This window comes from Paraburkholderia monticola (assembly GCF_001580545.1).
In the GTDB taxonomy this organism is placed as follows: domain Bacteria; phylum Pseudomonadota; class Gammaproteobacteria; order Burkholderiales; family Burkholderiaceae; genus Paraburkholderia; species Paraburkholderia monticola.
On record NZ_LRBG01000039.1, the window covers coordinates 556,334 to 569,821 of the forward strand.

Here is a 13,488-nt window from a genome sequence, read left to right on the forward strand (position 1 = left end):
ACTGGAGAAAACCGTATGTCAGGCAATACCTACTATGCGCCTCAGGGCGGTCATCCGTCGCAGAAGGAGCTGCTGACCGATCGCGCGATGTTCACGCAAGCGTATGCGGTCATTCCCAAAGGAGTGCTTCGCGATATCGTCGCCAGTCACCTTCCCTTCTGGGACAACACTCGCCTCTGGGTACTGGCGCGCCCTCTCTCCGGCTTTGCCGAAACTTTCTCGCAATACATCATGGAAGTCGCTTCAGGGGGCGGCAGCGAGCATCCCGAACAGGATGAGAAAGCCGAAGGTGTGCTCTTCGTCGTCGAAGGCGAAATCGAAGTCACGCTGCAAGGCACCCTGCGCGTTCTGAAATCCGGCGGCTATGCGTTCATTCCGCCCGGCACGAACTGGCAGCTGCGCAATCGCCATAAAGACACCGCCCGCTTCCACTGGATTCGCAAGCACTATGAAGCCGTGGATGGCGTGCCGCTTCCCGAAGCCTTCGTGAAGAACGAGCAGGACATCGAACCGATTCCGATGCCCGGCACGGAAGGGCGCTGGGCGACGACGCGCTTCGTCGATACCGGCGACATGCGCCACGACATGCATGTCAATATCGTCACCTTCCAGCCTGGCGGCGTCATCCCGTTCGCGGAAACGCACGTAATGGAGCACGGCCTGTACGTGCTGGAAGGCAAGGCGGTCTATCGTTTGAACCAGGACTGGGTCGAAGTGGAAGCCGGCGATTTCATGTGGCTGCGCGCTTTCTGCCCGCAGGCCTGCTATGCGGGCGGACCGGACCGTTTCCGCTATCTGCTGTATAAGGACGTCAACCGGCATATGAAGCTGACGCTCAACGCGCCGCGATAAATTCCGCGCGAAACATGCCATGCAAAGCGGCACGCCCTTTCACCGGAACGTGCCGCGGAATTCTCTGCTTCAATCGCACTTCAGGCCTCAATAGTGGCTGCGGCTCCAGAGCGTCGGCGGTGCGTCGAGCAGATGACGCAAACCCGCGCGCTCGAACGTCTGTTCCGCCACTTCCGACACGCGTTCGAGCACCGCGCCTTCATCGACCGACAACACCCGATAGTCCTCCATCAGGATTTTCCCGCCGACCATCGTCATGCATACGTCGCCCGCATTTGCGAAGCAGGTGACGCGGTAGACAGGCATGTTCAGCGGCATCAGGTGCGGCTTGAACAGGTCGACCAGAATGATGTCGGCCTGCTTGCCCGCTTCGAGCGAGCCTAGTTCGTGATCGAGCGACAATGCGCGCGCGGCATCGATCGTCACCATCTCCAGCACCTTGCCGTGCGGAAGAACATCCGGATCGCGGAAGTGCCGGCGATGGTAGTGCATGCATTGCCACATGTGCCGGAACATGTCGTAGCCCCTGTCGGGCGCCGCGCCGTCGGAGCCGATCGCAACCGTCACGCCCGTATCGATCAGTTCCGGCACCGGGCAGCGTCCGATGATCGACATGATCGCGCTCGGGTTGTGCACGATCGAAGCGCCCGTCTCGACGCATGCTGCGATGTCGGCCTCCGTCAGATCGATGGCATGCGACATGAACGACTTCGCGCTCAGCAATCCCAGTTCGCGATGCGCGAAATCGAGTGTGCCCGCGCGATGGCCATCCTGCGTGAAACTCAGGTCCCGCTCGCGCGCAAGCGTCGCATAGCGGGCCGCCTCGCGCCGATAATCGCGTTCGTATCGCGCGACGGCCGGGTCGTGCTCCGGCGCATAAACGGGCAGTGCCAACGCGATCCGGATGCGGCCATCGGCGTCGCAGTGACACGCATCCACTATGTCCTTGCACACGTCGAACATGTGATCGAACGTGATGTCGCGCGTCTCGCTGCCGCCTGCACCGTGCCTTGTATAGGCACGAGGCGCGGGCGGACGCGACGGCCCGACTGCGACGACCGAACGTGTGCCCGTTCTGACCACCGCGTCGCAGTGACGCCGCGCGTACGCGGGGTCGTCGACACGCATGATCGAATCCCCGCCACCCAGCAGCGAAACGCCCGTCGTCACGCCTGCTTTCAGACGCTCCAGCGCCGCGAGATGCGACTCCGTTTCCCAGAACGCTTCGTTCGATGCGCGCGTATAGATTGCTTCGCACGCCGCCGTCCATGCATCGCCATCCGGGCCGCCGATCGTTTTCAGCATCGCGTGCCCGGCATGGGCGTGCGCATCGATCAGACCTGGCAATACGGCCTTGCGGCGCGCATCGATTACCCGTTCGGCGCGGTATCGCCGTGCGAGCGCGGCTGTCTCGCCGACAGCGACGATGCGATCACCCTTCACGGCCACCGCGCCATCGTCGATGACGCGGCGCGACGGGTCCATCGTAATGACGCAGCCGTGCTCGATCAGCACATCTACGTTTTCGTATTCGTTCATGATTTGAGCAGTTCTCCGTTACGCGCGACAATGCGTCCGTTTGCGACGACGAGCCTGCGCTTCGGCCTCGCCACCACCGCATGCGCGACGGACTCCGCATCCACCAGCACGAGGTCGGCGCGCGCGCCGGCGTGCAGACCGTAGTCGTTGAATCCGCAGCCGCGCGCAGCGGCGTCACTGACGCAATCGAAGGCGATCAGCAGATCATCGTCGCGGCGCAGGTCATAGCGCAGGCCGATCAGCATCGCGCGTTCGATCATGTCCGGGACGCCGTAGGGAGACCACGTATCGCGAATCCCGTCGTTGCCGCCGAACATCGTGATGCCCTTCTCGCGGCAAAGCTTGAGCGGTGGCACCGTGCGCGAAGGCGGTGCGCTCGTCAGCAACGCCACGCGCAGATTCGCGATCCGATCGAGCAGCGCGTCGCGTTCGCGCTCCGGCAACGCGCCCAGACAAAACGCGTGACTGACCACGACCTGCCCCTGCATGCCCAACGCCTCGACGCGATCGAGCAGAAGTCTCAGCGTGAACGCGCCGATTTCGCCCGGCTCGTGCAGATGAATATCGATCGGCTTGCGATAACGTTCGGCGAGCGCGAAGGTCTCGTCCAGCGAGGCGACAGGATCCCCGTCGATCAACGCAGGATCGAGCGCGCCGAGCACGTCGGCGCCTTCAGCGAGTGCGCCGCCGAGCAGTTCCACGGTACCGGGGCGAATCAGCATGCCCGATTGCGGAAACGCGACGATCTGCATGTCCAGCACGTCGCGCATCGCCTGGCGCGTCGCGAGCACGCCTTCCAGATAACGCAGGCCTGCATCGGTATCGATATCGACATGCGTACGCAGACGCGTGGTGCCCGCCGCGACGAACGCGCGCGACAGCGCGAGCGACTGCGAGGCCGCATCGTGTCCGGATGTCTTGCGCCATTCGCGTTCATTGCCGATGCGATCGGTGAGCAAGGGGCCGACTTCGTTGCGATACCACGGGCGTCCCCAGTTGCTCTTGTCGATGTGCGTGTGGCCTTCGACGAAACCCGGCAGCAGTAATGCGCCGCTGCCGTCCTCGATATGGGCGTCGGGCGCTGCAGCGGCATGCGCGCCGAGCGCCTCGATACGGCCATCGACGACCGATACGGAAACCTGCTGGCCATCGGCCAACCGGACATTGGAGAGATAAAGAGAGCGAGTCATGTTTGTCCTGCCGATTCGACGGCCGTATCGAAACGCGTGCGCAACAGGCGTTGCGCGGCACTGATTGCAACGAAGATCACCGCATTACAGAACAGAGCGACGAGTCCCATGTTGATGGACGTGAACGCGAGTGGCGCGTTCGGGAATATGGACGCAAGCGTCATACCGCCCCAGTTCGACAGCCCGAGCACGACGCCGCCTGCGGCAATTCCGCCGAACGCCGCTTCGCGCGTGCCGAACGGACGCTTCAGAAAACTCGATGCGAGCATGGGCACGAGTTGAGTTAGCAGGCTCGACGAGAAGATCGCGAGCGCCACGAACGTTGTGCCGCCGCGCAGCACGAAGAAGACGACGACCAGCGTGAACAACGGCAGCGAGATGCGGGCGACGCGCGCCACGTCCCTGTCGCTGGCCTGTGGCGCGAAGCCTTCGCGATAGATGTTGCGCGCGATCGTCGTAGACGCGTTGAGCATGATCAGCGAGCCCGGCACCAACGCCGTGAGCAAGCCCGCCCCGCCGACGATACCGACGAACCACGACGGGAAAGTCTGCTTCACGAGCCGCAACAACGCGAGATCGGTCTGCGCGCCTTCGAGCCCGTACACGGTGAGCACGGCCGCGAATCCGACGAGGAACAGGAACGCGATCAGCACCTGATAGATCGGCATCAGCACGACGTTCTTGCGCAGCGCCGAGGCATCGCGCGACACATAGATCGCGGTGAACCCGTGCGGGTACAGGTAATAGCCGAGCGACGTCAGCAGCAAGGTCGAGTTGTACCAGCTCAGATTCAATCCATGCTCCGGCATACGCAGCAGTTCCGGATGCACGGCATCGATACGCGCGAACATCTCACTTAAGCCGCCGAAGTAATGCAACGGCAAGTAGGTGCCGAGAAAGATCGCGAGGCCGAGAATCAGCGCATCCTTGAAGATCGCAATACTCGCCGAGCCATGAATGCCCGAGACCATCATGTACGCGACCATCAGCAGCGCGCTGATCCAGATCGCCGTGTTCTGTGCGATCAGGCCATACGACATCTCCGAGACGATGATGCCGAGCCCGCGCAACTGGATGATGAGCAGCGCGACCATCGCGAACACGGCCACCACGGACACCAGCACGCCCACGGCGCGGCTCTCGTACCTGGAGGCGAAATAATCGGCGAACGATACGAGGCCGTTGTCTTTCGCATAGCGCCAGATGGCTGGCAGCATCCAATAGCCGATCACATACGCGAGACAGCCGTATGACAGGATGTAGAACGCCGGTACGCCCTTGCTATAGGTCCAGCCGCTTGCGCCGAGGAAGGTGAAGGTCGAGAAGGCTTCACCCGCCATCAGCAGGAAAGTAAGCAGTGCGCCGAAGCCGCGTCCGCCGACCGCCCATTGCTCCAGGCTGAGTTTCTTTCCGCGACGCGCGTAAAGGCCCACCGCGAGCGCGAAGATCGCGAACAGAACGATGATGATGAGCGCCGCGTTCATTGCCCGCCTCTCACGCAACCGCTCGCGCCCGCGGATTTGTCGCGGCTATCGAGCCAATAGATGAGCGCCAGAATGGCGGCCGTCCCGACCATCCAGATCAGGTTCCAAACGAGCAGGAACGGTATGCCGAACAGGAACGGCGTGTGCGCGGCGAGCGAACCACCTGAATAAAGGCCGATGAACGGCAGCGCGGCAAGCAGAATGCGGAGTTTCATGGCGATACTCGCGTGGCGGCGAAGTCGGCGATGCGGTACAGCACGATTCCCGTGCCGACCGATTCGGGCGCCCTCCTCCAGTTGCATTTCACCTGTGCATTTCTCATGTCTGTCTCCGGGTTCTTGTCTTGCTGATAGGCGATTCTTCGACGCTTGCGGTAGCTCGTCGCTCATTCGCCAATTACTCGCCATTCAGATCACCGTTGATGATATCCACCTGCCATCTCATTCGAAAATTAAATGTTTTGATGATCGGTAGTTGATAAATAAATACCCAACGGACCTCCGGCTGCAAAAAAGGCACCCGCAGAGGTCATCGCTTTGGCCACTAGCGCCCAGTCGAATATTTAATTTCCCCATGATGTTGGGGATGCTTACGCTTGCCGCAGGGCGCGTAACACCCCGCAAGAGGCAGTGCAGCCCTCACAAACATCCTACTTATCGAATAGACGGAGACTTCATGAAGAAACTTGCGCTCGCAGCGACGCTCGCCCTGGTGGCCGGTATCGGACATGCAAGAGATATGACGGCCATTCGCTTCGGCGTGGATCCCAGCTATGCCCCGTTCGAGTCCCTCGCGCCGGACGGGAAGCTGGTGGGCTTCGACATCGATCTTGGCAATGCGATCTGCGAAAGGCTGAAGGTCAAGTGTGTGTGGATCGAAAACTCTTTCGACGGGATGATTCCGGCGCTCAAAGCAAGAAAGTTCGACGGTGTACTGTCGTCGATGAGTGTTACCGGGAAGCGTCAGGAACAGATCGCCTTCACGGACAAGATCGACAACGTGCTCCCGCGGCTGGTCGCCAGAAAAGACGCGGGTATTCTGCCGACTCCCGAATCGTTGAAGGGCAAGACCGTTGGCGTGGAACAAGGGTCGACGCAGGAAACGTACACCCGGGCCTACTGGGAACCGAAAGGCGTCACGATCCGGACCTATCAGACCCAGGACCTCGTGTATCAGGATCTGCTGGCCGGCCGTATAGACGCTGCGCTGCAATCGTCAGTGCAGGCGGAACTTGGCTTTCTGAAGTCCGCGAACGGCCGCGATTTTGCATTCGCCGGCCCCGCCCTGAACGATCCGAAAACGCTGGGCGTCGGTGCGGCCATCGGCGTACGTAAGGAGGATGACGATCTGCGTCTGCAGATCAACAAGGCACTGGCCGAAATTATTCAGGACGGCACTTATCAGCGGATTTCGCGCAAGTACTTCTCGTTCGACGTTTATAACTGATAAGTGGTTGGCTGACCTGACGGGTGAGAACCGGGGCTATCGGCGAACTAAGCGAAGTTGCCTTCGTTCGCCGAACGCGGTCGCTATGAATTCCCGATCAGAACTTGTGACGAATGCCGACCACAGCCGCAACCTGCGACGTTGTCGACGACGGCGCTGAAATGCTTTCGATCCACGCCTGCCCGATGCTCGACGAAGCCTTCTGGTACATAACGTTCACGTACAGATCCGTGCGCTTGGACAACAGATATTTCGCGCCCGTCGAGGTCTGGTTGAAGTGCCCCGACAGCGACCCTTGAGTCACATGGGTATACACCTGGGCGAGCGCAAGCACCAAAGTCGGCGTGACGTAATAAGTAACGCTGCCTTCGTAGTTATCGAAATGAATCGACGAAGCTGTCGGCACGTCGAATCGTGACCCGGTATAGAGGAGTCCAAATTGCGCCGGACCAAATGAATAGGTGCCACCGGCGCCCCAGATCTGCTGGCGCGTCGCGCTTCCAAGCGGCGTGCCGAACATCGACTCGCTGCCATAGTAGTTGTCCGACGCCACCGCCCCCACCGCGCTGCTGGCGGGGTCGTTCATCCGGGCGTAGGCGGCCCCCAGATTCAGCGGGCCGTTGGTATAGGTGAGACCGGCGCTCCAGCTATTGTTCGACGAGAAGTTCGTCGAGTTCGAAAAACCATACACCAGATTCGCCTGCAGGCCCGCGAAGGTCGGCGATACGTACTTGGCCGCGTTGTTCGTGCGGAACGTGTTGTTGATGTTGTCGTTGTCGTGCGGGTGAGCGGAATAGCCTGTCAGCACGCTGCTGATCTGCAGGTTGCCGAGGATGTCCTGGGTCGAGTTGTACTGACGGCCAAACGTGAGCGTGCCGAACCGGTCGCTGCTCAGGCCCACGTACGCCGAGCGGCCGAACAGCCGGCCACCTTGCGCGAGTCGGCCGCTCTCGATATCGAACCCGTTTTCCAGCCGGAATTGCGCCTTCAGACCGCCGCCGAGATCTTCGGATCCGAGCAGGCCCCAACGCGAGCCCGATTCGTTACCGCTCGTCGCCTCCCACGCCGTATGGCCTTGCTGGTTGTTCGTGTAGGTCACGCCAGAATCGGCGATGCCGTATAGCGTCACGCTGGACTGCGCGTTCGCCGCGCCCGGGAGCGCCGCCGTCATTCCGATGCTCAGGAGTGCCATCCTCCAGTTCTTGCTCACTTGTCTCTCCATTTTGTCTAACCTATAGCCGTCGTTATGAGGTCTCTGTACCGCGATGGGCGGCGTCCACGCACTGCGCGGAAACGCCACGTCGTCAGTCGCTGAATGTTATCTAGACAAGCTGGGCATTCGAAAATGAAATGTTCAAATGGCATGCAGTTGAACACTGAATAGTTCAGAAAACGCACCTGCTCCATGTGTGGGCGCTGTCAGCGAAGCGTAGGGTTGGCTCGATTGCCAGCCGCTCCGGTGCGTGATACAAGTTGACCAGTCAATTCACGGATCGAACAGTTCAATGTCAACCAGTGCGAAACCACGTAGACCCTTGTTCGATCTGGATCTACTCAAAGCGATTGTCATGGTCGCCGACTGCGGCACGTTCACCGCGGCGTCTGCGCGGCTACATTCGACGCAGTCCACCGTGAGCCAGAAAGTGCGGCGGCTGGAGGAGATGGCGGGACATAAGCTGCTCGATCGTGGAAGCCGGGACGTGCGTCCGACCGATGCGGGAGAAACGCTGCTGGGATACGCGCGACGGATGCTAGCGCTCAATGACGAGATGATCGAAGCGCTGTCGGGTGCGACGGTGGGCTTGACCGTCCGTCTCGGTGTGCCGGAGGATTTTGTCGGCGGCCCCACGACCCATGCACTCGCGACGTTCAATCGCAAGCATCCGGCGGTGAAGCTCGAGGTGACCAGTGGCTTGAGCCGTGACCTGGCCAATAGCTATGATCGGGGCGATCTCGACCTGGCTCTCGTCAAACAGCGTCGCAACAGCCGCGAAGCGGTCGCGACGTGGCCCGAGCAAATGAGGTGGATCGACAGCGCAAATAACCCTTGTATCGAGCTCGATCCAATTCCGCTCGTCGCGTTCCCGCCTCGCGGGTTATACCGTGACGACATGATCAACACGATTGAAGCAATCGGACGCCGCTGGCGGATCAGTTTCATCAGTTCGAGTCTGAGCGGCATTCAGGCAGCCGTCGCCGATGGTCTCGGCATTAGTCTTCTGCCGGCGCGCGCGGTCACCGCCGAGCACGTTGTGCTGACGCGCAAAAGCGGACTGCCTTCGATCGAATCGATGGATATCGCACTCCTGCATCGCCCGACCGCCGATCCGGTCGTAAAGGAGCTTGCGCGTGCGCTGTCGCGGATGTTTGTACAGTCGCGTCGCTGACCGGCGCGACCTGCTGATGCCCCAAATAAACAATACCCCCTGGGTTTCGGCCCCGAGGGCATCCATGCATGTCCTCATGCCAAGCGGACACGGTGCTTTATAAGGCATCGAATACGACGCTTCGATGACCCGCGCCCCATGCGGAAACGCAGTCTTCATATCTCCGTTCTGGACAGTCGGCACCACCCGCGCCTCGGGATCATCGAGCCACGCCGCCTGACGCGCTGCAAGTGTGCTGCTATCGAAGGTCTCCAGCGGACTGTCTTCCGACTCCACATGCAGCGCTGCCTGCCCTTTGTGCGCCGACCAATAATCATCGGCCAACACAGCAACGCCGGCCTGATTACCGCCCAGCACATCAGGCCGCCCGCGAGCTAACCCAGCATCTTGTCCAACGTGATGGGAAGATCGCGAATTCGCTTGCCCGTCGCATTGAAGACAGCATTCGCGACGGCTGCGCCCACCCCCGTAATGCCGATCTCGCCAACACCGCGCGCGCCCATAGGCGTATGAGGATCCGCTTCGTCATTCCAGATGATGTCGATCTTCGGCACGTCAAGGTGAACCGGCACGTGATAGTCGGCTAGCGATGGGTTCATCACACGGCCAGTCCTCTCGTCGAACTGGGTTTCTTCCATCAATGCCAGACCGAGACCCATGATGATGCCGCCGCGAAACTGGCTGGCGGCGGTTTTGGCATTGATGATCCGGCCGCAATCGAAAGAGCCGAGAAACCGGCTCACACGGATCTCGCCGGTGACAACGTTCACTTTCACCTCGCAAAAGAGAGCGCTATGGCTGTGGATGGACCAGTGTTGCAACTCGAAAGGCGTCGGCGCCTCTGCCTCGACACTCACTTCCGCGAGCCTGGCACGGGCGAGTAGCGCGGCGTAGCTCTCAAACCGGCTCTCATCTTCCAACGCACAGAGACCGCCGTCGCGGCCACCCACCTCGTCCCACAGTAGGCCAGACAGCGGCGATCGATTGCCGGCGAACTGGAGCAGTTTCCTGACGAGATTGTGATGGGCCGCAATCACTGCAGCGCCTATCGCGGCCGTCTGCTGTGAACCGCCGGCCAGCACCATGCCCGGTAACGTCGAGTCGGCGTATTCAAAGTCGATGTCGGCCATGGTCAGCCCGAGACGCTCGGCGATGACCTGGGTCTGGGCAGTCGACGTGCCCATCCCCATTTCATGCGCGGCGATACTGACGGTGGCCCGGCTCTTGTCGGTCAGCGTGATCTTTGCCGCGCCGCCTGGCATCCGATAATAAGGATACGTGCCCGTGGCACAGCCCATACCGACCAGCCAGTCCCCCTCACGCCGTGTGCCAGCCTTACCGCGCGCGGCCCACCCGAATCGCTCCCGGCCGGCCTTCCAGGCCTCTACGATGCCGCGCTGAGAGAATGGCAGCCCCGTCGTCGGATCCTTTTCTGGTTCATTGGCGATCCGCAATTCGACAGGGTCCATGCCCATGGCGTGAGCGAGTTCATCGATGCCGGATTCCAGTCCGAAAGTTCCGACAGCTTCGCCCGGCGCGCGCATGAAGGTATTGGCCGTCATATTCATGTTGACGGTCTCGACGTCGAGCAGAAAGCTTCGGGAGGCGTAGACGCTTTTTGCCGGCAGAATGAACGGCTCGGGCATGTTGTTGTGCGGCGTCATCGCGACTGTGCCCGTGTGGATCAGGGCGTCCAGGGTGCCGTCAGCCTGAGCGCCGAGCGCCACGCGCTGTTCGGTGAAGGTACGGCCGCCGACGAGGCGATACACCCCTTCCCGGGACAGCATGATCCGCACGGGACGTTGCGCCAGCTTCGCCCCCGCGGCTGCCAGGATCTGGTGCTGCCATACCGTTTTTGAACCAAAGCCTCCACCGACATACGGCGACGTGACGCGCACGTTTTTCTCGTCGATGCCGAACACGTGAGCGATGGTCCACGCTTCGTGAGCTACCGCCTGCACGGCGTCATGGATGCGCAGCGTATCCCCCTCCCAGGCGAGCGTCGCCGCATGCAACTCGATCGGATTGTGGTTGTGGCGCGGCGTCGTGTAACGCACGTCGATCTTGTAGGGCGCCGCCGCCAGCATGGCCAGCGCATCATTGATCTCGAGCTTGAGCGGCTCACCCAGAAAGACCCCGGGTTCGGAACCTCTCGCTTTGGCCGCATCGAGCGACGTTACCGCGTCGCGGCTCTGCTCATACGTGACGTGAATCACGGACGTAGCGTAGTCAGCCTGCTCCTGGGTTTCGGCCAGCACCAGCGCGACCGGCTGGCCATTCCAGTGAACCTGATCGTCCTGCATGACCGGCAGATCATCGCCGCCGATGGCCTTGGGCTGGGTCATGAATGCCGGCATCGGTTTGAGACGCGGCGCGTTCTCGTAGGTCATCACCAATACGACGCCTGGCGCGGTTTCGGCAGCAGCAGTATCCATGCTGACGATGCGCCCACGGGGGATAGAGGAATACTTGAGCGCCGCATAGGTCATTCCGTCCATCGGAAACTCCGCGGCGAAGCTCGCCTGGCCGGAAACTTTCAATGGTCCATCGATCCGGCTGACCGGCGCACCGATCAGGCCGTGTTTGTGATTGATCAGCGGATCGGGCTTGCCGCCGGGGATAAAGCTGTCAGGTGCGAGGGCGATGGCCTTTTTCATCACTGCCTGCATGGTGTCCTTGAGAATAGGCATCAGCGTGTCTCCTGAAGAGCAGCCAACTTCACCAGCGTGTCGATGACCACGCGCTGGCCCAATTCGATCTTGAAGGCGTTGTCGCGAAGACCTCGAGCGGCAGCGAACTCCGCCTGCGCCGCCGCGCGAAACGCCGCCTCGGTCGGCGGTCCGTCCTGCAAGGCCGCCTCGGCCACGTACGCGCGCCATGGTTTATGGGCAACCCCTCCCAACGCGATTTGGACCTCTTTCACGACGCCATCCCGCACTTCCAGAGCGGCCGCGACCGAGATCAATGCGAAAGCGTAGGAAGCCCGGTCGCGTACCTTGCGATAGGCGGAAGGCCCCGCAATGCCGGCCGGCACGGTCACGGCGGTGATCAATTCGCCCGCCTCCAGCACCGTTTCGACGTGCGGCGTTTCGCCGGGCAGCACATGAAAATCGACCAATGGAATGTCGCGGGCGCCATTGCGGTTCTCAACTGTCACCACCGCTTTCAGCGCGGCCAGGGCAACGGCCATGTCCGACGGATGCGTGGCAACGCAGGCGTTCGATGCGCCGAAGATCGCGTGCATGCGGTTGAAGCCCTCGATGGCGTCACAGCCCGCCCCGGGTTCGCGTTTGTTGCAGTGCGCGGCGTCGTCGTAGAAGTAACCGCAGCGCGTGCGCTGGAGCAGGTTGCCGCCCACCGTCGCCATATTGCGGATCTGCGCCGAAGCCCCTGCCAAAATGGCCTGCGACAACATCGGATAGCGCTCGCGCACGCGGCGATCAGCCGCCACGGCGGTGTTCCTCATGCCGGCGCCGATCCGCAGACCGCCATCGCCTGTCTCTTCTATCGCGCACGAGAGACCTGTGACATCGACGAGCATCGTCGGATGCTCGATGGTTTCGCGCATCAGGTCGACAAGATTTGTGCCCCCGCCCACGTATTTGGCACCCGACCGGCTGCCAAGCGTCAGCGCCGTCTGGTGGTCGGATGCGCGTTCATAGGTGAAGGGATCCATTATGTGGCCTCGCGCTCGCTGGACTCGATCCTGTTCGTGCCGTACGTGTCCTGGATCGCGTCGACGATGCCGTTATACGCGCCGCAGCGACAGAGGTTGCCACTCATTCGCTCGCGCAACTCGGTATCTGTCAGTTCGAAGCCGGCTGCGGTCACGTCGTCGCTTACATAGCTCGGCACGCCGCACTTCAGCTCCTGGGCCATGCCGACAGCCGAGCAGATCTGACCGGGGGTACAGTAGCCGCACTGGAAGCCGTCGTGTTCCACAAAGGCCGCCTGCAACGGGTGAAGCTCCCCAGGTGAGCCCAGCCCTTCAACGGTGGTGATCTCGCAGTCCTGATACTGCACGGCGAGCGCGAGGCAACTATTGATGCGTATTCCGTTGGCCAGCACCGTGCAAGCGCCACATGCGCCCTGGTTACAACCCTTTTTAGCGCCGAACAGATGACATTCCTCGCGCAGCAGATCGAGTAGCGAGGTCCTGGGGTCGAAGTCAAACTCGACCCTATTGCCGTTAATGATGAAATGCATGATTGCACTCCAGGTAGATTCGGGAAATCACCCCGATGCCGCCGCAACAAGCTAACGTCAATGCGGCGGATTGGTTGCGATGCTGCGATCGATTCACGGGACACATCAAGTAGTCGCAGCTTGAACCCAGACCCAGCGCACTTGAAACTTGATGTTGATTTACAAGGATAGTGCCTCTGTTGGTGATCGAACGCCGGCCGCTTGTCGATATTCAGGGCAGCAACGTCCGATAAACGGACGGCGCATTCCTCCGCGATGCCACAGCAAGGGAAATGCCCGATAAAAATCAATGGCCGCAAAATCGTCTTGGTTTCGACATCGCACGAAACAAGAGATGACACTTGCAAATCGCTTTCGGCGACCGCCCTCGGGAGATCTGGTTGT

11 protein-coding genes and 1 pseudogene are annotated in these 13,488 nt (G+C 61.2%); 3 read left to right on the top strand and 9 right to left on the bottom strand.

What is annotated here, in order from left to right:
* The first annotated feature begins 15 nt into the window (after window positions 1-15).
* Window positions 16-852 (top strand): bifunctional allantoicase/(S)-ureidoglycine aminohydrolase, encoded by an 837-nt coding sequence (locus CI15_RS33675; RefSeq protein WP_062137659.1) that lies wholly within the window; start codon window positions 16-18, stop codon window positions 850-852.
* An 87-nt stretch (window positions 853-939) separates the two neighbouring features.
* On the opposite strand, the gene CI15_RS33680 is transcribed toward CI15_RS33675, so the two are convergent.
* Genes CI15_RS33680 through CI15_RS33695 form a run of 4 tightly spaced genes read right to left on the bottom strand, consistent with a single transcriptional unit; the run spans window position 940 to window position 5,280 of the window.
* On the bottom strand, window positions 940-2,391 hold the full coding sequence (locus CI15_RS33680) for an amidohydrolase family protein (RefSeq protein ID WP_062137662.1): 1,452 nt from the start codon (window positions 2,389-2,391) through the stop codon (window positions 940-942).
* Window positions 2,388-3,581, bottom strand: a complete 1,194-nt coding sequence (locus CI15_RS33685; protein WP_062137665.1) for an amidohydrolase family protein — start codon at window positions 3,579-3,581, stop codon at window positions 2,388-2,390. Before CI15_RS33685 ends, CI15_RS33680 begins: the two co-directional genes overlap by 4 nt.
* Window positions 3,578-5,065 carry a sodium:solute symporter family protein gene (locus tag CI15_RS33690; protein WP_062137667.1) on the bottom strand — a complete coding sequence of 496 codons (1,488 nt, stop codon included), beginning with the start codon at window positions 5,063-5,065 and terminating at the stop codon, window positions 3,578-3,580. The genes CI15_RS33685 and CI15_RS33690 overlap by 4 nt, the downstream gene beginning before the upstream one ends.
* On the bottom strand, window positions 5,062-5,280 hold the full coding sequence (locus CI15_RS33695) for a DUF3311 domain-containing protein (RefSeq protein WP_062137669.1): 219 nt from the start codon (window positions 5,278-5,280) through the stop codon (window positions 5,062-5,064). Before CI15_RS33695 ends, CI15_RS33690 begins: the two co-directional genes overlap by 4 nt.
* 460 nt (window positions 5,281-5,740) lie before the next feature.
* Here CI15_RS33695 and CI15_RS33700 point away from each other — a divergent pair, with 460 nt between their 5' ends.
* A complete protein-coding gene (locus tag CI15_RS33700; RefSeq protein WP_062137672.1) occupies window positions 5,741-6,511 on the top strand; it encodes an ABC transporter substrate-binding protein in 771 nt (256 codons plus the stop codon).
* A gap of 97 nt (window positions 6,512-6,608) precedes the next feature.
* Here the strand turns inward: CI15_RS33700 and CI15_RS33705 are convergent, their stop codons facing one another.
* Window positions 6,609-7,733, bottom strand: a complete 1,125-nt coding sequence (locus CI15_RS33705; RefSeq protein WP_062137675.1) for a porin — start codon at window positions 7,731-7,733, stop codon at window positions 6,609-6,611.
* 283 nt (window positions 7,734-8,016) lie between these two features.
* Here CI15_RS33705 and CI15_RS33710 point away from each other — a divergent pair, with 283 nt between their 5' ends.
* Window positions 8,017-8,898, top strand: a complete 882-nt coding sequence (locus CI15_RS33710) for a LysR family transcriptional regulator (RefSeq protein ID WP_062137676.1) — start codon at window positions 8,017-8,019, stop codon at window positions 8,896-8,898.
* 81 nt (window positions 8,899-8,979) lie between these two features.
* Here CI15_RS33710 and CI15_RS37950 read toward each other — a convergent pair.
* The 4 genes and pseudogenes from CI15_RS37950 to CI15_RS33730 form a co-directional block, all read right to left on the bottom strand.
* Window positions 8,980-9,267, bottom strand: a pseudogene (locus CI15_RS37950) (aldehyde oxidase); the annotation flags it as partial.
* A gap of 5 nt (window positions 9,268-9,272) precedes the next feature.
* Window positions 9,273-11,588 carry a xanthine dehydrogenase family protein molybdopterin-binding subunit gene (locus CI15_RS33720; RefSeq protein ID WP_062137682.1) on the bottom strand — a complete coding sequence of 772 codons (2,316 nt, stop codon included), beginning with the start codon at window positions 11,586-11,588 and terminating at the stop codon, window positions 9,273-9,275.
* Window positions 11,588-12,574, bottom strand: a complete 987-nt coding sequence (locus tag CI15_RS33725; protein WP_062137685.1) for an FAD binding domain-containing protein — start codon at window positions 12,572-12,574, stop codon at window positions 11,588-11,590. The genes CI15_RS33720 and CI15_RS33725 overlap by 1 nt, the downstream gene beginning before the upstream one ends.
* Window positions 12,574-13,104 carry a 2Fe-2S iron-sulfur cluster-binding protein gene (locus tag CI15_RS33730; protein ID WP_062137688.1) on the bottom strand — a complete coding sequence of 177 codons (531 nt, stop codon included), beginning with the start codon at window positions 13,102-13,104 and terminating at the stop codon, window positions 12,574-12,576. The genes CI15_RS33725 and CI15_RS33730 overlap by 1 nt, the downstream gene beginning before the upstream one ends.
* Between the last annotated feature and the right edge of the window lie 384 nt (window positions 13,105-13,488).